This window comes from Streptomyces zagrosensis, assembly GCF_014203645.1.
Taxonomy (GTDB): Bacteria; Actinomycetota; Actinomycetes; order Streptomycetales; family Streptomycetaceae; genus Streptomyces; species Streptomyces zagrosensis.
Map to the genome: position 1 here is coordinate 119,581 of NZ_JACHJL010000008.1, position 20,894 is coordinate 140,474.

Annotated in this window: 18 protein-coding genes; 16 read left to right on the forward strand and 2 right to left on the reverse strand. The window is 70.4% G+C overall.

The window, feature by feature from the left end; translation table 11 throughout:
• Positions 1-19: 19 nt before the first annotated feature.
• Genes FHS42_RS16950 through FHS42_RS17020 form a run of 15 tightly spaced genes read left to right on the forward strand, consistent with a single transcriptional unit; the run spans position 20 to position 18,902 of the window.
• Positions 20-2,218, forward strand: coding sequence for a bi-domain-containing oxidoreductase (locus FHS42_RS16950; protein WP_184573074.1), 2,199 nt, complete (start codon positions 20-22; stop codon positions 2,216-2,218).
• On the forward strand, positions 2,215-4,167 hold the full coding sequence (locus FHS42_RS16955) for an alginate lyase family protein (RefSeq protein WP_184573075.1): 1,953 nt from the start codon (positions 2,215-2,217) through the stop codon (positions 4,165-4,167). The genes FHS42_RS16950 and FHS42_RS16955 overlap by 4 nt, the downstream gene beginning before the upstream one ends.
• 16 nt (positions 4,168-4,183) lie before the next feature.
• The gene (locus tag FHS42_RS16960; protein ID WP_184573076.1) at positions 4,184-5,725 is read left to right on the forward strand and encodes a right-handed parallel beta-helix repeat-containing protein; all 1,542 of its coding nucleotides are present in this window, start codon (positions 4,184-4,186) and stop codon (positions 5,723-5,725) included.
• Between the two features lie 2 nt (positions 5,726-5,727).
• Positions 5,728-7,026 carry an O-antigen ligase domain-containing protein gene (locus tag FHS42_RS16965; protein ID WP_184573077.1) on the forward strand — a complete coding sequence of 433 codons (1,299 nt, stop codon included), beginning with the start codon at positions 5,728-5,730 and terminating at the stop codon, positions 7,024-7,026.
• 8 nt (positions 7,027-7,034) lie between these two features.
• Complete coding sequence (locus FHS42_RS16970) at positions 7,035-8,309, forward strand: glycosyltransferase (RefSeq protein ID WP_184573237.1); 1,275 nt, start codon at positions 7,035-7,037, stop codon at positions 8,307-8,309.
• Positions 8,310-9,593, forward strand: a complete 1,284-nt coding sequence (locus FHS42_RS16975; protein WP_184573078.1) for a class I SAM-dependent methyltransferase — start codon at positions 8,310-8,312, stop codon at positions 9,591-9,593.
• A complete protein-coding gene (locus tag FHS42_RS16980) occupies positions 9,590-10,420 on the forward strand; it encodes a glycosyltransferase family protein (protein ID WP_184573079.1) in 831 nt (276 codons plus the stop codon). Before FHS42_RS16975 ends, FHS42_RS16980 begins: the two co-directional genes overlap by 4 nt.
• The gene (locus FHS42_RS16985; RefSeq protein ID WP_184573080.1) at positions 10,417-11,064 is read left to right on the forward strand and encodes a PIG-L deacetylase family protein; all 648 of its coding nucleotides are present in this window, start codon (positions 10,417-10,419) and stop codon (positions 11,062-11,064) included. The genes FHS42_RS16980 and FHS42_RS16985 overlap by 4 nt, the downstream gene beginning before the upstream one ends.
• A gap of 3 nt (positions 11,065-11,067) precedes the next feature.
• On the forward strand, positions 11,068-12,114 hold the full coding sequence (locus FHS42_RS16990; RefSeq protein ID WP_184573081.1) for an NAD-dependent epimerase/dehydratase family protein: 1,047 nt from the start codon (positions 11,068-11,070) through the stop codon (positions 12,112-12,114).
• Positions 12,111-13,385: a DUF4910 domain-containing protein gene (locus tag FHS42_RS16995; RefSeq protein WP_184573082.1), complete on the forward strand. Its 1,275-nt coding sequence runs from the start codon at positions 12,111-12,113 to the stop codon at positions 13,383-13,385. The genes FHS42_RS16990 and FHS42_RS16995 overlap by 4 nt, the downstream gene beginning before the upstream one ends.
• Positions 13,386-13,390: 5 nt before the next feature.
• On the forward strand, positions 13,391-14,701 hold the full coding sequence (locus tag FHS42_RS17000; protein WP_184573083.1) for an MATE family efflux transporter: 1,311 nt from the start codon (positions 13,391-13,393) through the stop codon (positions 14,699-14,701).
• Positions 14,698-15,645: a glycosyltransferase family 2 protein gene (locus tag FHS42_RS17005; RefSeq protein WP_184573084.1), complete on the forward strand. Its 948-nt coding sequence runs from the start codon at positions 14,698-14,700 to the stop codon at positions 15,643-15,645. Before FHS42_RS17000 ends, FHS42_RS17005 begins: the two co-directional genes overlap by 4 nt.
• Entirely contained in the window at positions 15,642-16,931 is a 1,290-nt protein-coding gene (locus tag FHS42_RS17010; protein ID WP_184573085.1) for a polysaccharide pyruvyl transferase family protein, read from the forward strand. The genes FHS42_RS17005 and FHS42_RS17010 overlap by 4 nt, the downstream gene beginning before the upstream one ends.
• Before the next feature lie 11 nt (positions 16,932-16,942).
• Positions 16,943-17,494, forward strand: a complete 552-nt coding sequence (gene rfbC / locus FHS42_RS17015) for a dTDP-4-dehydrorhamnose 3,5-epimerase (RefSeq protein ID WP_184573238.1) — start codon at positions 16,943-16,945, stop codon at positions 17,492-17,494.
• Between the two features lie 7 nt (positions 17,495-17,501).
• Positions 17,502-18,902: a glutamate-1-semialdehyde 2,1-aminomutase gene (locus FHS42_RS17020; RefSeq protein WP_184573086.1), complete on the forward strand. Its 1,401-nt coding sequence runs from the start codon at positions 17,502-17,504 to the stop codon at positions 18,900-18,902.
• Positions 18,903-18,909: 7 nt separating this feature from the next.
• On the opposite strand, the gene FHS42_RS17025 is transcribed toward FHS42_RS17020, so the two are convergent.
• Positions 18,910-19,590 (reverse strand): phosphatase PAP2 family protein, encoded by a 681-nt coding sequence (locus FHS42_RS17025; RefSeq protein ID WP_184573087.1) that lies wholly within the window; start codon positions 19,588-19,590, stop codon positions 18,910-18,912.
• A gap of 540 nt (positions 19,591-20,130) precedes the next feature.
• The gene (locus tag FHS42_RS17030) at positions 20,131-20,478 is read right to left on the reverse strand and encodes an ArsR/SmtB family transcription factor (protein ID WP_184573088.1); all 348 of its coding nucleotides are present in this window, start codon (positions 20,476-20,478) and stop codon (positions 20,131-20,133) included.
• 20 nt (positions 20,479-20,498) lie between these two features.
• Between FHS42_RS17030 and FHS42_RS17035 the strand changes: the two genes are divergently transcribed.
• Positions 20,499-20,744: a TetR/AcrR family transcriptional regulator C-terminal ligand-binding domain-containing protein gene (locus FHS42_RS17035; RefSeq protein ID WP_312866915.1), complete on the forward strand. Its 246-nt coding sequence runs from the start codon at positions 20,499-20,501 to the stop codon at positions 20,742-20,744.
• Positions 20,745-20,894 lie beyond the last annotated feature (150 nt).

Sequence of the window (20,894 nt, forward strand, 5' to 3'; positions counted from 1 at the left end):
AGAAACAAGAGGAGCTCGGGTGAAACAGGTTGTGCAGAACTACAAGAGTGGCGAGCTGGCGCTGCTCGATGTGCCGGTGCCGGGGTGCAAGCCGGGCGGTGTGCTGGTGCGGAGCGCCTACTCGCTGATATCCACCGGGACCGAGCTGATGAAGGTGTCCGAGGCCAGCATGTCGATGCTGGGCAAGGCCCGTTCCCGTCCGGACCAGGTGGCCAAGGTCATGCAGAGCGTGGCCACCAACGGGATGGCCGCCACCTACCGCAAGGTGACCAACCAGCTGGACTCCTACACGCCGTTGGGCTACTCGCTGTGCGGGGTGGTCGAGCAGGTCGGCACCGGGATCGACGATGTGGCGGTCGGCGACCTCGTGGCCTGCGCCGGCAATGAGCACGCGCTGCATGCCGAGCTGAACTGGGTGCCGAAGAACCTCTACGCCCGGGTGCCGGACGGCCTCGCGCCGCAACACGCGGCGTTCGGTACCGTCGGGTCGATCGCGATGCAGGGCGTCCGCCGCGGTGAGTCGCAGCTCGGCGACGTGGCACTGGTCATCGGCCTCGGGCTGATCGGACAGTTGGTGGTGCAGCTGCTCACCGCCTCTGGAGTACGCGTCGTGGGAGTTGACCCCGACCCGGTGCGCTGCGAGCTCGCCGCACGCCTGGGCGCTGCGGCCTGTGGCGATCCCGCGTCCGCGGCCGTGGAAGCTGCCGTGGCCGAACTCACCGGCGGTCACGGCGTTGACCAGGTGTACCTGGCCGCCGGCGGCGACAGCAACCAGCCCGTTGAGCTGGCCGCCCGGTTGTGCCGGGACCGCGGCCGGGTCATCGACATCGGCAAGTGCCGCCTGGACCTGCCGTGGAACGCGTACTACGAAAAGGAGCTCGACGTCCGGTTCTCCCGCTCGTACGGCCCTGGGCGCTACGACCCGGCGTACGAGCTTGAGGGGCGCGACTACCCGATCGGCTACGTGCGCTGGACCGAGCGCCGCAACCTGGCGTGTTTCCTCGATCTCCTCGCCCGCGGCCGGATCGACGTGGAGCCCCTGGTCTCCCACATCGCCGACTTCGATGACGCGGTCGAGACGTACCAGCGCCTGAAGGACGGCGATCTGAAGGCCGTGGCCGTGCTGTTCCGCTACCCCGGCTCCGCTGAACACGCAGCACAAGCGGTGGCACCGGTGGTGGCCGTGCCCGCGGTGAAGCGAGGCAGCGGCGCCGCGTCCACCCCGGCCCGGGCGGCCACGGCACCGGTGCGGCTGGCGTTCGTCGGCGCGGGAAACTACGCGACGTCGATGCTGCTGCCGCACCTGACACAGCGCGACGGCGTCACGCTATCGACCGTTGTCACCACGACGGCGCTGTCCGCGGCCAACGCGAAGCGCAAGTTCGGCTTCGCCGAGGCGACCACCGATCTCGACGCCGTGCTCGGCGACCCGTCCATCGACGCTGTGTTCGTGGTGACCCGGCACAGCTCGCACGCGGAGCTGACCCGCAGGGCGCTGCTGGCCGGCAAGGCGGTGTTCGTGGAGAAGCCGTTGGCGCTCACCGAGGACGAGCTGGCCGGTGTGCTCGCGGCAGTGCAGGAGTCCGGCAACGACCGGCTACAGGTGGGCTTCAACCGCCGGTTCGCGCCGCTGCTCCAGGAGGGCAGGAAGCGGTTCGGCGTCCGGACCGGTCCGGCGAGCGTGCGGTACCTGGTCAACGCGGGCCGGCTCGCGCACGGCAGCTGGTACCTCCAACAAGGCACTCAGGGCTCGCGGTTCGCCGGCGAGGGCGGGCACTTCATCGACACGGTGAGCTGGCTGCTCGCGGCCGACCCGATCTCGGTGTACGCGACCGGCACGCCCGGCAACGAGGACCTGCACATCGTGCTGGGCTACCCGGACGGGTCCACCGCCACCATCAGCTACGTCACCACCGGCCCGACCGGCTTCCCCAAGGAGACGCTGGACATGGTCGCGGACGGCCACGCGCTGCGGCTCGACGACTTCGTCCGTGCCACCGTGTACGACGGCAGCCGCAAGCAGTGGGCCAGCTCGCGGCTGCCCAAGGCCCGGGACAAGGGCCAGTGCGCCGAGTTGGCCGCGTTCGTCAAGGCCGTGCGGACCGGTGGGCCGATGCCGGTATCGCTGGAGTCGCTGGTCGCCACCACCGCGGCCACCCTCGCCGTGCAGGTCGGCCTGGTCGGCGGCGTGCCGGTGACGTTGGCGGGGGTGCGATGACGGTGAGCTCGGGGAGTGCGGGCTGGTACCTGCGGCGGCTGACCCGGATGGGACCGCGGGAGGTCGGCGGCCGGGTGGGCGACGCGGTGCGCAGGCGGCGGTGGCGGTCGGCGCGGCCACCCTGCCCGAGCGTGACCGGCGCCCGGTTCACCGCCGTACTGCCCACCGGGACGATGTCAGCGGTGCCACCGGACGCCGCGAAACGCCTCATCGCCGAGGCGGACCGGCTGCTGGCCGGGCACGCCGAGTTCTTCGGCGTGGTCCGCGACGACCTGGCCGACCCGGACTGGTGGTTCGACCCGAAGACCGGGCGGCGGGCCCCTGCCGGCTACGCCTTCCACGTGCCGTACCGCGACGAGGAAGCGGTCGGGGACATCAAGCAGATCTGGGAGCTGTCCCGGCATCAGTACCTCACCGTGCTCGCCGCCGCGTATGCGATCAGCGGGGACGAGCGGTACGCCGATCGCGTGGCCGAGCATCTGCGGTCGTGGTGGGCGGCCAACCCGCCGCTACGCGGCGTGCACTGGATCAGCGGCATCGAGTTGGGCATCCGGCTGCTGTCCTGGGTGTGGATTCGCCGGCTGCTCGACGGCTGGCCGGGCGCGGCCGGGCTGTTCGAGGACAATCCGGTGGCGCTGCACCAGATCTGGCACCACCAGCGCTGGCTGGCCGCCTTCCCCAGCAGGGGGTCATCGGCGAACAACCACATCATCGCCGAGGCCGCCGGACAGTTCGCCGCAGCCTGCGCGTTCGGCTGGTTCCCCGCCTCGGCGCGCTGGCGCGATGACGCGCTGCGATCGCTGGAGCGGCACCTGCGGGCCAACACCTTCCCCTCCGGCCTCAACCGCGAACTGGCCACCGAGTACCACGGTCTTGTGCTGGAGCTCGGCTTGGCCGCGGTGGCCGAGGCGGATGCCGCCGGCGTGCCGCTCCCCCCGTCCGTCCGGCTGGTGCTGCTGCGGATGACCGACGCGCTCGCGGCCGTCGTGGACGGCCGGCTACGGCCGCCGCGTCAGGGGGACGCGGACGACGGGCACGGCCTGATCGTGGACGGCGCGGGCACCGACCGCTGGGCCTCGCTGCTGACCACAGGGGACGCCGTGTTCGGTCGGCTCGCCTGGTGGCCGGCGGTGACCGGCACCGATGTACGCACCCCGCTACTGGCCGCGCTCATCCGGCCCACGGCACCTACCGTGACCCGCCCGGCAAGCCGACCGGCCCACTTCGCCGACGCGGGCATGACCATCCTGCGCGGCCCGGCGCAGATCTGGTGTCGCTGCGACGCCGGCCCGCACGGGTTCTTGTCCATCGCCGCGCACGCCCACGCAGACGCGCTGTCCGTGGAGGTCCGGCACGACGGGGTTGATGTGCTCGCCGACCCGGGGACGTTTTGCTACCACGGGCAGCCCGAGTGGCGGCAGTTCTTCCGATCGACCCTCGGCCACAACACCCTGCGGCTGGGTGGCGGCGATCAGTCCGTCTCCGGCGGCCCGTTCCTGTGGACCCGGCACGCCCGCAGCCGCGTCCTGGTCGCGGACACCTCCGATGAGAAGGTGGCCCGCTGGTGTGCCGAACACGACGGTTACCAGCCCTCCGTGCACCGCCGCCGGGTGGAGCTGACGGCCGCGAGCCAGGAGCTGAGGGTGGTCGATGAGGTGCGCGGGCCGCGCCGGGACGCGCACCTGGCGTTCCACCTCGGACCGGCGATCACCGCGGACCTGGTGGGAAACCGGGCAGTGCTCACCTGGACCCGGGACGGCGAGGACCGCTCCGCGGTGCTCGACCTACCCGAGCAACTGTCCTGGAGGGCGCATCGCGGCGAGAGTGACCCACCGTTGGGCTGGTACTCAGCGGGCTTCGGGCGCAAGGAACCCACCACCACGCTGGTCGGCGCCGGCTTCGCCGACGGCACGCAGGGGTTCACCACCGTACTCAGGTTCCGCGACTAGGGAAGGGAGGGGGCGCGTGGGGAACAAGTGGCTGCACTGGGCGTTGCCTGCGGCATCGCTGGCGCTGGTCCTGCTGGCGGTGACCGGTTGTACCAGCACGTCGGATGCCCCGGCTGCGAAGCCGACCGGTACGCCATCCACGCCCGGGGCGCGCTCCACGTCCGTGGCCCGGGTGTGCGCCAAGCCCGCTGCCGGGCCGACGAAGGCGCCGGCGGGCGCGGTGACGGTTGACCCCGCGGTGATCGGCGACCTGGCTGAAAAGACCATGAGCAGCCCTGCGAACACCACGTTTTGGCTTCGGCCGGGCAAGCACAGGCTCGAGCCGGACCGCTACGCCCAGGTGATGCCCAAGAAGGGCAGCCACTACCTCGGCGCGCCAGGTGCGGTGCTCGACGGGCGGAAGGTCAACCAGTACGCGTTCAGCGGCACCGCTCCCCATGTCACCATCCGCCACCTGACCGTGGAGCGTTTCGTCGCACCACACAACGAGGGCGTGGTCAACCATGACATGGCCGATGGGTGGGTGATCGAGCACGCGAAGATTCAGTACAACTCCGGCGCCGGACTGATGGCCGGTGCTCGCCAGCAGGTCCGCGCCAACTGCCTGCGTGACAACGGCCAGTACGGGATGAACGCGTACAAGACCGGCGACTCCATCCGGCAGCTGGTGGTCGAGGGCAACGAGATCGTGGGCAACAACACCGACGACTGGGAGCGGCGGCGGTCGGGCTGCGGCTGCACCGGGGGCATCAAGTTCTGGGCGGTCAACGGCGCCGACATCCGCGGCAACTGGGTGCACGACAATCGCGGAGCCGGGTTGTGGGCGGACAACAACAACAACGACTTCCGCATCGAGAACAACGTGCTGGAGGCCAACGACGGTGCCGCGCTGATGTACGAGACCAGCTACAACGCGGTCATCCGGAACAACACGATCCGGCGGAACAACTGGGTCGAGGGCCGCAAGTACGCCGACCGCGGCGACAACTTCCCGTACGCGACCATCTACGTGTCCGAGGCAGGCGGCGAACCACGGGTCCCAGGCCGCACGGACAAGATCGAGATCTACCGGAACGTGTTGGAGAACAACTGGTCGGGGATCACCCTGTGGGAAAACGCCGACCGCTTTTGCAACAGCCCGGCCAACACCTCGACCGGTTACTGCACGCTGCTGGTCAAGGACACCAACCGCTGCGCGCGGCCGGCGATCACCACCGCACCGCTGTACTCCGACTGCCGGTGGAAAACCCAGCGGGTGGACATCCACGACAACCGCTTCGTGCTGGATACCTCCGTCGTCAAGTGCACGGCGGCGTGCGGCCGTATGGCGGTACTTGCCAACTACGGCACCTACCCGAACTGGTCACCGTACAAGGGCACGCGGGTGGCCAAGGCGATCACCCACCACCAGCACAACCGCTGGCACGACAACGTCTACAGCGGACCGTGGAGCTTCGTCGCCAACGATTCCAGCCGGGTGCTCGACCCCGGGCAGTGGCAGGTCGGGCCGTACCAACAGGACGCGGGCAGCACCTTCCGCGCGCGGGACGGTGGTTGAGAATGGGCCAGGACCTGAAGTGCCTTCGGCTGCCGGGCGGATCGGACACGGCGGGCACGCAGCCCGGCGCCGTACCGCACTGCGCCGCCACACCGAAAAGCGTCGGGATCGTTTGGGGACTGCTGATCCTCAACACGCTCGGCTCCGCCGGGGCGAAGACCGTCATTCCGCTGCCCCGCTCCCTTATTCAGATGGTCACCATGGCCGCACTGGTCACCGCGTTCTCACTGGCGCTGGTGCTCAACGTCCGGCTGCGCATCCGCGCCAGCGCCTTCGTGTTCCTGCTCACCCTGCTGCTGGTGCCGAGCGTGATCTCCAGCGCCAACCTGGGGGTGGGGTACGGCGCGCTGTTTCGCTGCACCCGGCTCGCTCTCTTCGTCGGCACGCTGTGGTTGCTCAGCCGCTGGTGGGACGGCGGCCTGACGTTCGTCCGGCACCACATCCGGATCTACTTCGCGGTGCTCGCCTCGGTGGCCGCGGGCCTGGTCATCTCGCCGGGCACGGCCATGCCCGAATACTACGGAGGGCGGCTGGTCGGCGCGTTGTGGCCGCTCACCCCGCCGCAGATCGGACAGTACGCCGCGGTGATCATCGGGCTCACCGTGCTGCTCGTGCTGGGCCGCCAGACCACCAGGGCCAGCGCGGCGATGGTCATCGTGCCAAGCCTCGTCCTGCTCGCGATGACCCATACCCGCACGGCCACGCTCGGCTTGCTCATCTCGTTGGCGTTGGCGATCGGCTCACTCGTGCTGACCAGCGCCGCCGCCCGCCGGTTCTTCGCCTGGGCGGTGCTGTGCGCCGTGGTGGCCGCGGTGGCGTTCAGCTCCGCGCTTCAGGCGTGGTACCTGCGGGGACAAAGCCAGGAGAACATGTCCAACCTCACCGGTCGGGCCAAGGTCTGGGACGCCCTGCTGGCAGCGCCCAGGACGACCGGGGAACAAGCACTTGGCATGGGCCTGGGCGACAAGTCGTTCGGTGGGCTGCCGATCGACAACAGCTGGCTGGCCGTCTACCACGAGCAGGGTTTGATCGGTGTCGCCATCGTGGCGGCGATCATCATCGCGCTTGGCGGCGTCGCGTTGTTGCGGCCACCGTCGCTGCCGAGGGCGTGCGCGATCTTCCTGATCAGCTACTGCGCGATTTCGTCGTACACCGAGGCCGGTCTCGGCGACGCCTCGCCGTATCTGCTGCATCTGGCCCTGGCCGCCTCGCTACTGGCGGCGCCTGCCGCGACGCCGCCCCACGCCGCGCCGGAAGCCCCTCAACGACACAGCCCGCGACGGGCCCGGGATGGAAGATGACCTCAAGCATGCATGTCCTCGTGGTGCACAACCGCTACTCCTCGGCGCAGCCGAGCGGGGAGAACAGGGTCGTCGATCAGGAGGTGGGGCTGCTGCGCGCGGCCGGCCACCGGGTCGAGGTGTTCGAGCGGCGCAGTGACGACATCGCCGCCCGGTCCCTCCTCTCCAAGGCCACCGTGCCGCTCCTTGTGCCGTGGAACCCGGCGGTCCGCACGGAACTCACCGCCCGGCTTCGCGCCGAGCGGCCAGACGTGGTGCACATTCACAACGTCTTCCCGCTCCTGTCGCCCGCCGTGCTGGCCGCCTGCGCCGACGTCGGCGTGCCCGTCGTGGCCACGCTGCACAACTACACCCAGGTCTGCCCGCCCGGCACGCTGCACCGCGACGGCCAGTTGTGCACCGAGTGCGTCGGATCGGCGGCGTCGCTGCCCGCCGTCCGGCACGGTTGCTACCGCAACTCCAAGCTGGCGACGGTGCCGCTCGCGGTGAGCCTGTCGGTCAACCGGCGGCGGTGGTGGTCCGGCGTGGATCGGTTCTTTTGCATCTCCGCAGCGCAGCGCGACGTTTTGGTGCAATCGGGCATGCCCCCCGAGCGGCTGACGGTGAAGCACAACTTCGTACCGGACCCGGACGCCCGCCGTTCGGGGGCCGGCGAGCATGTGCTCTATCTCGGCCGGCTCGCGGAGGCCAAGGGCGTACGGCTGCTCATGACCGCGTGGGATGAGATCGCCGCGGACGGCGGTGTGGGCGTGCCGCTCGTGCTCGCCGGCGCTGGGCCACTTGAGCAAGAGGTGACCGCCTGGGCGGCGGGCCGCGATGACGTGCGATATGTCGGCCTGTACGACGCTGCCCAGTGTCGGCAGGCCGTCGCGCGATCGGTGGCCGTGGTGGCTCCGTCGATGTCCCTGGAGACGTTCGGCCTGGTGGTCGCGGAGGCGATGGCGGCGGGGGTGCCGTCCGTCGCCTCCGGCCACGGCTCCTTCGTCGAACTCGTCGAAGACGGGGTGAGCGGACTGCTGCACCAGCCGGGCGACGCCGCCTCGCTCGCGTCGTGCCTACGTCGGATCGCGGCCGAGCCGGCCCGCAACAGGGAACTGGGCCAGGCGGCCAGGCGCCGTTACGAGCAGGACTTCAGCCCGGTCGTCGGCCTGGAGCGCCTGGTGGAGGAGTACCGCACCGCGATCGCGGGTCGGTCCGGCAGCGGGGACAGCCCGCCGCCGGTAGGGGACAAGAGCACTGGCTCGCGGTGGGGCACCCGCGCGAGCAGAAAATGGGGGAAATAGATGACTCGATGCCGACTTTGCGACTCGCAGGCGCTGGAAAGCGTCGTCGATCTTGGAGCGACCCCGCCGTGCGAGAGTTTTCTCGCCGCGGACCAACTGGACCAACCCGAGCCGGCGTACCCGCTGCACCTGCGGGTGTGCACCGACTGCTGGCTCGCGCAGATCCCTCCGCTGATCACCCCGGAGGAGACGTTCACGCAGTACGCGTACTTCTCCTCCTACTCGACCTCCTGGGTGGAGCACGCGCGCACCTTCGTCACCGACGCCGTACAGCGCCTGGATCTCGCGTCCAAGGAGAAGGACGCCTTCGTGGTCGAGGTCGCGAGCAACGACGGTTACCTGCTCAAGCATCTGGTGGATCGTGAGATCCGCTGCCTTGGCATCGAGCCATCGGTGAACGTCGGCGCGGCGGCGCGGGATGCGGGCGTGCCCACGCTCACGGCGTTCTTGGACCCGGCCACCGGGGCGGCCGTCCGCGCCGAGCACGGCCCGGCGGACCTGGTCGTGGCCAACAACGTGTACGCGCACATCCCCGATGTGGTCGGGTTCACGCAGGGGCTGCGCGCCCTGGTCGCCGACGACGGCTGGGTCTCCATCGAGGTGCAGCACCTGCTGACGCTGATCAAGGAGAACCAGTACGACACGATCTACCACGAGCACTTCCAGTACTACACGGTCGCATCCGCGACCCGGGCGCTGGCGAGCGGCGGACTCACCCTGGTGGACGTCGAGTTGCTGCCCACACACGGCGGCTCCATCCGGCTGTGGGCCCGGCCCACCGAGGTGGCCGGCGAGCCGGCCCCCGGGGTGTCACCTGCTGGAGCGGAGCCGGCAGCTTGGGGAAGAGTGGCCGACGTGCTGGCCCAGGAGAAGGCAGCAGGGCTACAGGAATTGTCCGGGTACACCGAGTTCTCCGCTCGGGTGGCCACCGTGCGCCGGGATCTCCTGCGGTTCCTCATCGAGGCGGCCGAGCGCGGCGAGACGGTCGTCGGATACGGCGCCCCGGGCAAGGGCAACACCCTGCTCAACCACTGCGGCATTCGGCCCGACCTGCTCGCGTACACGGTCGATCGCAACCCCTACAAGCACGGCAGGTTCACCCCGGGTACCCGCATCCCGATCCTGCCGCCCGAGCAGATAGCCGCCGACAAACCGGACTACGTGTTGGTCCTGCCCTGGAACCTGCGGGCCGAGTTGGTCGAGCAGCTGTCCTTCGTGCACGCCTGGGGCGGCCGGCTGGTCTTTCCCATCCCGGAACTGAGCATTGTCGAGGTCAAGCCATGAAGGTCGTACTGTTTTGCGGCGGTTACGGGCTGCGTATGCGCGCCGGAGCGTCCGACGACGTACCCAAGCCGATGGCGATGGTCGGCCCGCGACCGCTGATCTGGCATGTCATGCGCTACTACGCGCACTTCGGGCACACGGAGTTCATTCTGTGCCTGGGGTACGGGGCTCACCACATCAAGGACTTCTTCCTCAACTACGAGGAGACGACGTCCAACGACTTCGTGCTACGCAACGGGCAGACCGAGCTCTTGTCCACCGACATCGCCTCCTGGACGATCACGTTCGTGCAGACCGGCATCGAGTCGCCGATCGGGGAGCGGCTGCGCCGGGTGCGGCACCTCCTGGAGGGCGACGAGATGTTCCTCGCCAACTACGCCGACGTACTCACCGACGCCCCACTGCCGGAGATGATCGACCGGTTCGCGCAGCGCGACGCCGGGGCGTCGATGATGGTGGTGCCGCCGCAGTCCTCGTTCCACTGCGTGGAGCTGGGCGAGGACGGCCTGGTGGGGGGCATCACCGCGGTGAGCGAACTGCCGCTGTGGGAGAACGGCGGCTACTTCGTACTCCGCCAGGAGATCTTCGACCACATACCGGAAAACGGGGACCTGGTCGCTGACGGATGCACCCAACTGGCCAAGCGTGGCCGGCTGGTGGCGCACCAGCACCGCGGTTTTTGGAAGCCGACCGACACCGTGAAGGAGCGGGCCGCGCTCGACGACGCCTACGCCCACGGTGACCGCCCGTGGGCCGTGTGGGAGCGCAGCGGCGCGAGTGCGAGTGCGACCGCGAGCGGGCACGGCGCCGGGGTGAGGACCGCATGATCCGGCTCGGGGCCGGGCGCCTGGACCGGCTCGTCGCGGTGGGCGCGCACTGCGACGACATCGCCATCGGCGCCGGCGGCACGCTGCTGACGCTGTGCCTGGCGCGGCCGGGTATCCGCATCGACGCGCTGGTGCTCTCCGGCGGTGGCAGTGCGCGCGAGCAGGAGGAGCAAGCCGCGCTCGCCGCCTTCTGCCCGGGCGCCGACCTGCGGCTGACCGTGCTCAAGTTGGCGGACGGGCGACTGCCGGCGCAGTGGGACCAGACCAAGGACGCGGTCGAGGAGCTGCGCGGGCAGGGCGAGCCGGATCTCGTGCTGGCCCCGCGCACCGATGACGCGCACCAGGACCACCGCGGCCTGGCGCAGCTGATACCCACCGCATTTCGCGACCACCTCGTGCTCGGCTACGAGATCGTCAAGTGGGACGGCGATCTCGGCCGTCCCACGGCATACCAGCCACTGTCGCCGGAGATCGCCGAACGGAAGGTGCAACTGCTACAGGAGCACTATCCCTCGCAGCGGCACCGGCCCTGGTACGACCGGGAGGCATTCCTCGGTCTTGCCCGCATTCGCGGCATCGAATGCCACGCGCGCTACGCCGAGGCGTTCGCCGTCACCAAACTCACTCTCGACCTGGGGGAATGAACCTTGCGCGTACTGCTGACCGGACACCAGGGGTATCTGGGCACCCTCATGGCACCGGTACTCACCGCCGCCGGACACGAGGTCGTCGGTCTTGACGCCGGCCTGTTCGCCGACTGCGTACTGGGCCCACCGCCCGCTGACCCGCCGGGGCACCGGGTGGACCTGCGCGACATCACGGCCGAACACGTGGCCGGGGTGGACGCCGTGATTCACCTGGCCGCCCTGTCCAACGACCCGCTGGGAGCGCTGGCGCCGGACCTCACCTACGACATCAACCACCATGCGTCCGTGCGGCTGGCCCGGCTGGCCCGCGACGCCGGAGTGCGGCGCTTCCTGTACGCGTCAACCTGCTCGGTCTACGGCGCCGCCGGCAGCGGTGACTCGACGGACTTGGTGACCGAGGACGCCCCGCTGCGCCCGGTGACGCCGTACGCGGAGTCCAAGGTGCGGGTGGAGGACGACCTACACGCGCTGGCCGATGACGACTTCAGCCCGGTGTTCATGCGCAACGCCACCGCCTTCGGCTACTCGCCCCGGCTGCGCGCCGACATCGTGCTGAACAACCTGGTGGGCCACGCCCTGCTGTCCGGCGAGGTGCTGGTGCTCTCCGATGGCACCCCCTGGCGCCCACTGGTGCACGCCGCCGACATCGCACGCGCCTTCGCCGCCGCGCTGATCGCGCCGCAAGAGGCGGTGCACGACCGGGCGTTCAACATCGGCACCGAGGTGAACAACGTCACGGTCGCCGAGATCGCCGAGCAGGTCGCCGATGCGGTGTCCGGCTCGCGGGTGGTGATCACCGGGGAGAACGGTGCCGACCCGCGGTCCTACCGGGTGGACTTCGCCCGGTTCCGCGCCGCGATACCCGGCTTCGACTGCGAGTGGACCGTGCGGCAGGGCGCGCTCGAACTCGCCGACGCCTACCGCAAACACGGGCTGACCCGGGAGGACTTCGAGCAACGCTTCACCCGGCTCGCCGTGTTGCGCGCGGCACTTGAGCAGCAGGGCACCGCCGGCGCCGTTGACGACACCCTGCGGCGGCGCCCATGACCACGGCAGGCGAGCAAATGCACGCGCTGGTGGAGCGGCTGTACCCGCTGTGCCGGAGCATCACCGGCGACGGTGTGCGCGCCACCTTGGAGATCATCGACGAGTACATTCCGCTTCAGGTGCACGAGGTGCCGACCGGGACGCAGGTGCTCGACTGGACGGTGCCGCAAGAGTGGAACATCCGGGACGCGTACGTCGCCGACACCGCCGGCAACCGGGTCGTTGACTTCGCCGCGTCCAGCCTGCACGTGCTCGGCTACAGCGTGCCGGTGTCGGCGACCATGCCGCTGGCCGAACTACGTGAGCACCTGCACACCCTGCCGGACCACCCGACCTGGGTGCCGTACCGCACCAGCTACTACACGCCGCAATGGGGATTTTGCCTGGCCCAGGAGACGTTGGACGCGCTGCCGGACGGCGAGTACGAGGTGCGCATCGACTCCACCCTCGCCGATGGCCACCTCACCTACGCCGAGCACGTGATCCCCGGGCAGGTCCCCGACGAGGTGATCGTCTCCTGCCACGTCTGTCACCCGTCGCTGGCCAACGACAACCTGGCCGGCATCGCGGTGGCGACGTTCTTGGCCCAGGCGCTGGCGAAGACCACCCCGTGGTACACCTACCGGTTCCTGTTCGCGCCCGGCACCATCGGAGCGATCACCTGGCTGGCCCGCAACGCGGAGCGGGTGGAGCATGTCAAGCACGGCCTCGTGCTGGCCTGCGCCGGCGACCCGGGCCAGTTGACGTACAAGCAGAGCAGGCGCGGCGACGCGGAGATCGACCGGGTAACGCAGCACGTGCTGCGCGCATCCGAACGCCCGCACCGCGTCACCGAGTTCACTCCGTACGGCTACGACGAGCGGCAGTTCTGCTCGCCCGGGTTCAATCTCGGCGTGGGCTCGCTCAGCCGGACCCCGTACGCCGGCTATCCCGAATACCACACATCGGCGGACAACGTGGGCTTCGTCTCCCCGCAGGCGATGGCGGACACGCTCGCCGTCTGCAATGAGACGTTCGCCGTCCTTGACCGCAACCGGCGCTACCGCAACCTCAGCCCCTACGGCGAACCGCAGCTGGGCCGGCGCGGGTTGTACGACTCGCTCGGCGGGCGCAGCGACGCGAAGCAGGCCCAGATGGCCATGCTTTGGGTGCTCAACCTCTCCGACGGTGAGCACAGTTTGCTGGACGTCACCGAGCGGTCCGGGCTGCCGTTCGACACCGTCGCCGCTGCGGCCGACGCCCTGCACGGCGCCGGGCTGATCAAGGCGTGACACCGATGACCACCGAGGGGGAGAACACGACGACACCGGCGGCCCCGGCCGAACACGCCCCGCGGGCCGCCAAGCGGGCCATGTTCGGCCGGCTGTCTTGGGGGTTGGCCGACCAAGCGGCCTCCAGCATCAGCAACTTCGCGGTGGGCATCTACGTGGCACGCTCGCTGGGGCTGGCCGCGTTCGGCGTGTTCACCCTGGCATGGGTGACCTACGGCGTGGTGCTCAGCGTCTCGCGCGGGCTGGCCGCCGACCCGCTCGTGGTGCGCTTCAGCGGCGTGTCGGACGCGTCCTGGCGCGGGGCGGTGGCCCGGTCGTCGGGCACCGTGCTCGGCGTCGGTGTCGCCATCGGCGCGGCGTGTGCGCTGGTCGGGCTCGCTGTCGGTGGCCGCGTGGGGTCAGCGTTCGCCGCCCTCGGCGTCGTGCTGCCGGGGCTGCTGCTCCAGGATGCCTGGCGGTACGCGTTCTTCGCCGCCGGCACCGGGCGCAAGGCGTTCATCAACGATGTCGTGTGGGGCGTCGCGCTCGTCCCGGCCATGGTGGTGGCGGCCCGGGTGGGCAGCGTGGCCGCGTTCGTGCTCGCCTGGGGCGCGTCCGCCACGGTGGCCGCGCTGTACGGCTGCTTCCAGTCCGGCATCCGGCCGCACATGGCCGGAGCGCGCCAGTGGCTCCGTGAGCACCGCGACCTCAGCTACCGGTATGTGGTGGAGAACGTCAGCACGAGCGGCGCGAGCCAACTGCGGGCGTACGGGCTCGGTGCGATCGTCGGGATCAGCGCGGTGGGTGTGATTCGGGGCGCCGAGCTCCTGCTCGGCCCGTTCATGGCCGTGCTGATGGGTCTTTCGCTGGTCACCGTCGCGGAGGCGGCACGGGTGGTGCGGCAGGCTCCGCACCAACTCGGCAGGTTCTGCCTCTTGTTGGGCGGGGCGCAGGCCGTCGCCGCGCTACTTTGGGGCGCGGCGCTGCTGCTGGTGCCGGACCGGCTCGGCGAGCTCGTGCTCGGCGACGTCTGGGGCTCCGCATCGGAGCTCATCGTGCCGGCGACGCTCGGCGTCGCGGGCGCCGGCCTTGGCACCGGTGCGGCGGCCGGGCTGCGGGCACTGGGCGCGGCCCGGCGCAGCCTGCGCAGCCAGCTGTTCGCCTCCACCTGTTATGTCGGCGGCGGGCTCGGCGGCGCGGCCTTGGCCGGCACGGTCGGCTCGGCGTGGGGCGTCGCCGCCGCGACCGTGTGCGGCTCCGCCGTGTGGTGGGTGCAGCTGCGGTCCGCCCTGCGCGAACACCACCACTATCCCCTTCGCGAAGTGAGGACGCCATGACCGCTCTTCCCCGGTTGAGCATCGGCCTGCCCGTGTACAACGGCGATGAGTACCTTGCCGAGGCGCTCGACGCCCTGCTGGGCCAGACGTACGAGGACTTCGAGCTGGTCATCTCCGACAACGCCTCGACCGACGGGACCCAGGACATCTGCCGCCGGTACGCGGCGCGCGACGCGCGCATCCGGTACATCCGGTTGCCCCGGAACATCGGCGCCGCGCCGAACCACAACTATGTGTTCACCGAGTGCCGCGGCGAGCTGTTCAAGTGGGCCTCGCACGACGACCTGTACGCCCGGGACCTGCTGCGGCTGTGCGTTCAGGCCCTGGACGAGCGACCGGACGTGATCCTCGCGCACTCCGACCAGGCGGTCATCGACGGCGATGGGCAGGTGAAGGTCCCGTACGAGTACGGGCTCGCCACCGACTCGCCGCACCCGCCGCAGCGGTTCCGCAGCATGCTGTTCGAGCCCGGCGGCGACGACTTCTACGGGGTGATGCGGGCCGACGTGCTGCGCCGGGTCAAGCCGCACAACAGCTACCACCACGCGGACCGCACCTTCGTCGCCGAGATCGGCCTGCACGGGCCCTTCCACCAGGTGCCGGAGTTGCTGTACTTCCGCCGCGACCACCCCACCCGCGCCGAGCGGGCGAACCCGTCCAAGCGCTCCCGGTGCGTCAACTTGGACCCGCGCCGGGCAGGTCCGCTGCACCCGACGCCGCGGCTACTCGCCGAGTACGTGTGGGGCTTCGTCGCAGCGATCCGGCGGGCGCCGTTGTCCCCGGCGGATCGGCGCGCGTGCTATCGCCACCTTGCCGCATGGATGGCCAGCCGGGCCCGGCCGGGCGCCGGCGAGCGGGTCGAGGACCGCGCCCCGGTCGATCCGGCCCTGCTCACCGTCTCCGTCGATGCCCTCGTCGCAGGCCGGGAGGGCAGGCGGACATGACGTCCACGGATGAAACGCCGGCGCGCGTGGGGGTGTTCGGCCTGCTCGGCTCCGGCAACATCGGCAACGACGGGTCGCTGGAGGCCGTGCTCGGGTACCTCCGCGCCGAGCATCCGCAGGCGGTCGTGGACGCGCTGTGCGGCGGACCCGAGGTCGTCGCGGCCCGGTACCGGATTCCCGCGACCCGGCTGCACTGGTACCGCGGGGAGTACCGGACCGCGTCACGTGCAAGCGCGATCGCGGGGAAGGGTCTGGGCAAACTCATCGACGCCTTCCGCACCGCTGCCTGGGTGCGCCGGCACGACGTGGTGATCGTGCCGGGCATGGGCGTACTGGAGGCCACGCTGCCGCTGCGGCCGTGGGGCTTCCCGTACTCGCTGTTCCTGCTCTGCGCATCGGGGCGGCTGTTCGGCACCCGAGTAGCGCTGGTCGGCGTCGGCGCCGCCGCGATCAACCAGCGACCGACCCGGGCCCTGGTGCGCTGGTCGGCGCGACTGGCCACGTACCGCTCCTACCGCGACTCCCTGTCCCGCGACGCGATGCGGGCGATGGGCGTGGACACCGCACGCGACGAGGTGTACCCAGACCTCGCATTCGCCCTGCCGACGCCGCAGGAACGGGATGTCCCCTCCTCGACACCCGTCCAAGAGCTCGGGGAAGCGTCCCCTGACCCAGCTGGCCCGGTATGCGTCGGCGTCATGGCCTTCCACGGCGGCAACGACGACCGCGCCCGGGCCGAGGAGATCTACCGGCGCTACCTCGACGGGACGACCCGCTTCGTCCGCGCGCTGGTCAACGACGGCAGGCCGGTCCGGCTGCTCACCGGCGACGCGGTCGATGCGTCGGTGGTCGCCGCGATCCTCGACGCGGTGGACTCGCCGCTGGTCACCGCTGCCGAGGCGGCCTCGCTGGCCGACCTGATGACGGAGATGGCGGCTGCCGACACCGTGGTGGCTACCCGCTACCACAACCTGGTCTGCGCGCTGAAGGTCGGCACACCGACGCTCGCACTCAGCTATGCGGCGAAGAGCGACGCGCTCATGGCCCAGATGGGTCTTGGGGCGTACTGCCACCCGGCTCGCGAGGTGGACGCCGACCGGCTGCTTGAGCAGTTCCGGGCGCTGGAGCACAGATCGGCGGAGCTACGGCGAACCCTCACCGAGCGGAACCTGGCCACCGCACAGCGCCTCGGGCACCAGTTCACCGCCTTGACCGCGGCCCTGTTCCCGACGACTGACCGCACTCACACCCACACCCACACCCATGCCCTACGGGAGACTCCATGAAGGCGGCCGGAATGCAGGCGACCGAGGTCCCGGCGATCGTCGGCGCGTACCTGTTCGAACCGACGCCCTACGCCGACGAACGCGGCTTCTTCTGCCGCACCTTCGACGCCGACGTGGTCCGCTCGGTGGGCCTGGACCCGGGCACCTTCATCCAGGACAGCGTGTCCCGCTCGGCCCGGGGCGTGCTGCGCGGCCTGCACCTGCGCTCTGGGGCCGGCGAGGCGAAGTTGGTGCGGTGCTCGTACGGAAGGATCTTCGACGTCGTCGTGGACCTGCGAACGGACTCCCCCACCTACCGCAACCGGGCCTTCTTCGAACTGTCCGACGCGACACAGGCGACCCTGTACATCCCGGCGGGATGCGCACACGGCTTCCAGGCGCTGACCGAGACCGCCGACACCTCGTACCGCATCGACCGCCCGCACGATCCGACCGAGGACGTGACGATCGCCTTTGACGACCCGGAGCTCGCCATCCCCTGGCCGCTGCCGGTCACATCAATGTCCCAGCGGGACCGGGAGGCACCAAGCCTCGCCCAGGTCCTGAAGCACAAGGAGAGTTGAGGTCGGCGTGGACACCGAAGACACCGAAGAGTTCCTCCTGCCCCGGTCACAGCTGGCCAACGAACGACTGCACGCCATGATCCCCGGGGGCGCGCACACCTACGCCAAGGGCGACGACCAGTACCCCGAGAACCTGGCCCCGGTCATCAGCCACGGCCGCGGCGCCCACGTGTGGGACGTCGACGGCAACCGCTACCTTGAGTACGGCTCCGGCCTGCGGTCGGTCAGCCTCGGCCACGCCCACCCACGCGTGATCGAGGCGGTCCGGCGCGAACTCGACCGCGGCAGCAACTTCGTCAGGCCCTCCATCGTGGAGGTCGAGGCCGCGGAACTCTTCTTGGCCACCGTGCCGACCGCCGAGATGGTGAAGTTCGCGAAGAACGGCTCCGACGCCACCACCGCCGCGGTACGCCTCGCCCGCGCCGTCACCGGACGCCCGCGGGTGGCCATCTGCGCTGACCATCCGTTCTTCTCCGTTGACGACTGGTTCATCGGCACCACGCCGATGTCCGCCGGTATTCCGGCGGCGACCACCGAGCTCACCGTGGCATTCCCTTACGGGGACCTGGCCGCCACGGAGGAGTTGCTCACCCGCCACCAGGGCCAGATCGCCTGCCTGATCCTCGAACCCGCCACCCACGCCGAGCCTCCCCCAAGCCCTCAACTCCTCCCCCAGCCTTCGGCGGTAAAGCCCCCCCAAAACGGGGGAGACCTCACCGCCGGATACCTCGCCGGTCTGCGCGAGCTGGCCGACCGGCACGGCTGCGTACTGATCTTCGACGAGATGATCACCGGCTTCCGCTGGTCCGAGGCGGGCGCTCAGGGCCTGTACGGCGTCGTCCCCGACCTCTCCACGTTCGGCAAGGCGCTGGGCAACGGGTTCGCCGTCTCCGCGCTGGCCGGGCGCCGCGAACTCATGGAACGGGGCGGGCTGCGCCACTCCCGCGACCGGGTGTTCCTTCTGTCCACCACACACGGTGCGGAAACCCACTCGTTGGCCGCCGCGATGGCCGTGCTCACCACCTACGTCGAGGAAGGCATCACCGCGCGGCTGCACGCCCTCGGCGAGCGGTTGGCCGCCGGGGTGCGCGACGCCGCGGCCGGCATGGGCGTCGGCGACCACATCGTCGTCCGGGGCCGAGCCAGCAACCTCGTCTTCGCCACCCTCGATGAGAACCGGCAGCCGTCACAGCAGTACCGCACCCTGTTCCTGCGCCAACTCCTCGCGAATGGGGTGCTCGCCCCGTCGTTCGTGGTGAGCAGCGCGCTCAGCGACGCCGACATCGACCGCACCATCGACGTGGTGGCCCAGGCATGCGCGGTGTACCGCAAGGCACTGGACGCCGCTGACCCCACCCCCTGGCTGGGCGGCCGACCGGTGAAACCCGCATTTCGCCGCCTGGCGTGATGCGCAGTCAGCGACGCTGCTGCTGACCGGCGTCAACGCTCCCATCGACGAGCCGGTCAGCCGTCCGGTCGATCAGCCAGGCGGTCGCCGGTACCACCGCCAGCGCGGTGCACCAGCCGCCCAGGACGTCGGTGGGGTAGTGCGCGCCCAAAGCGACCTGCGCCCAGCCCATGGCGGCGCCGGCAACCAACGCCGCTGCGAACACGAGTAACGTGCCAGCCGTCCGGCCAAGGCTGAGCCGGCCGGCCGCGAACAGCGCCAGTACAAGGGCGAGCGCGGTAAGGAAGGCGGTGTGTCCGCTCGGGTAGGACAGGTGCCCGTCGTGGATGGTGCGTCCCACCAGGGGCTTGAGCAGCTTCGTCGTCCCCACCGCCATGCCGACGCCGGCAACGATGAGCACCGCGGCGCGAGGTCGCCGAAGCAGCAGGCAGCACGGCACGGCGGTCCCGACCAGCAGCGCCGCTCCGACGGGCTCCCCCAGGAAGTCCGTGGCCAAGGCGAAGTGCCGCCACGGCGACCCCACATCGCCCACCGCCGACTGCACCCACGCGTCCACCGTGCCGGGCCGGCTGTGGCCGGCGTACAAGGCCCCGAGTATGACGACCATCAGCGTGGCGAGGGCCGCCATCAGCCCGAGCCACGCGCGCAGCGACGGGGGCAGCACAGCGGGCTCCGGCCGGCCGCTCACCCGCCCACCGCGTCCGCTAGGCCCCATCCGAGACACGGACAAGCTCGCACACCGTCGCAGAGCATCCGGCAGCTGCGCTGCACCTCCCCCTCCAACCTGGGCCGTTAACGCCCTGTCATCCACCGCTACCGCGATGCCACGTTCCAAGAACTGCCCGCTGCCGCCCGCCGACAAGGCGGGATCGTCAGACCGTACGCTCTGCGCGGCTGGACCGAGCGAGATCGCCGATACGGCAAGCGCGAACTGTGCCTGGCCGACAACCCTTCCCGGCCAAGCGATCCAACGCCACTGAGGCTGGTTCACCGTCCCTCCGGCTTCTGCTGGCGCCGACTCCCCGCCAATCCCGGCTCACCCGCCGGGAGTTCGCGACCTTGGGTGCGGCGAACCGTTGTGCTTGCCGTGCAAGACCATGTGCGGCCCGATGTCTGGTCGGCAGAGTTGGCAGAGGCAGGGCCGCGTCGCGATGGACTGGAGCACGATCCGGAACGAACGGCCTCCCTCACGGCCCCAGCCGTGATCGGCCTCGCCGAGGGCAGTGACTCAGCAGGCTGCTTTGGCGGGGGCCTGCGTGGGCGTCAGCAGGTGTCCCATGGCAGCGAGAACCGACGGCTCGACGCGGTAGTACACCCAGGTGCCACGCCGCTCGGAGAGCAGGAGACCCGCTTCCTTGAGCTTTTTCAAGTGGTGGGAAACGGTCGGCTGGGAAACGCCCACATTGGCGATGTCGCACACGCAGGCCTCACTGTCCGGGTGTGAGGCCACCTTGGAGAACAGGCGTAGCCGAACCGGGTCGCCCAGGGCCTTGAACATGGCGGCCGTGAGTTCGGCCTCCTCCACCGTGAGTTCCCGCTCGGTCAGGGCCGGGCAGCACGGCTGGGCCGAGAGCACGGCTACCTTCTCCTGATGATTTGACCCACCCCCGGCGTGCCACCACCGAGGCGGCCCTGCGGCGCGGCATCGAACGCGGCGACATCCGGGCCGACGCCGACATCGACCTACTGCTCGACCTCCTCGCGGCCTCCACCTACCACCGCGTCCTCTTCGGCCACCGACCGGTCACCGACCAACTGGCGCACGACGTAGTCATGACCGTCCTGGACGGCGCGGCAACCCCGCGCTGGCGCGACCACTACCGCCAGCAACACCACGCATAGCGCCCGGGAGCGGGAGTCTGCCGGCTCGGCGATGCGGTCACCGACCGGGTGCGCTGCTCTCAGACTTTGGCCCGTCCGTCCGCCCGCCCGCCCGCCCGCCCACCTGCCCACGCGGGAGGGCCGCGCGATGGACGTACCCGGCACCGGGGC

Bases quoted from the DNA above. Each gene is read 5' to 3' on its own strand.
- FHS42_RS17000 (WP_184573083.1), top strand. From the start codon at position 13,391: ATGACCACCGAGGGGGAGAACACGACGACACCGGCGGCCCCGGCCGAA.
- FHS42_RS17010 (WP_184573085.1), top strand. From the start codon at position 15,642: ATGACGTCCACGGATGAAACGCCGGCGCGCGTGGGGGTGTTCGGCCTG.
- FHS42_RS17005 (WP_184573084.1), top strand. From the start codon at position 14,698: ATGACCGCTCTTCCCCGGTTGAGCATCGGCCTGCCCGTGTACAACGGC.
- FHS42_RS16995 (WP_184573082.1), top strand. From the start codon at position 12,111: ATGACCACGGCAGGCGAGCAAATGCACGCGCTGGTGGAGCGGCTGTAC.
- FHS42_RS16970 (WP_184573237.1), top strand. From the start codon at position 7,035: ATGCATGTCCTCGTGGTGCACAACCGCTACTCCTCGGCGCAGCCGAGC.
- FHS42_RS16965 (WP_184573077.1), top strand. From the start codon at position 5,728: ATGGGCCAGGACCTGAAGTGCCTTCGGCTGCCGGGCGGATCGGACACG.
- FHS42_RS16980 (WP_184573079.1), top strand. From the start codon at position 9,590: ATGAAGGTCGTACTGTTTTGCGGCGGTTACGGGCTGCGTATGCGCGCC.
- FHS42_RS16985 (WP_184573080.1), top strand. From the start codon at position 10,417: ATGATCCGGCTCGGGGCCGGGCGCCTGGACCGGCTCGTCGCGGTGGGC.
- FHS42_RS16975 (WP_184573078.1), top strand. From the start codon at position 8,310: ATGACTCGATGCCGACTTTGCGACTCGCAGGCGCTGGAAAGCGTCGTC.
- rfbC (WP_184573238.1), top strand. From the start codon at position 16,943: ATGCAGGCGACCGAGGTCCCGGCGATCGTCGGCGCGTACCTGTTCGAA.
- FHS42_RS16955 (WP_184573075.1), top strand. From the start codon at position 2,215: ATGACGGTGAGCTCGGGGAGTGCGGGCTGGTACCTGCGGCGGCTGACC.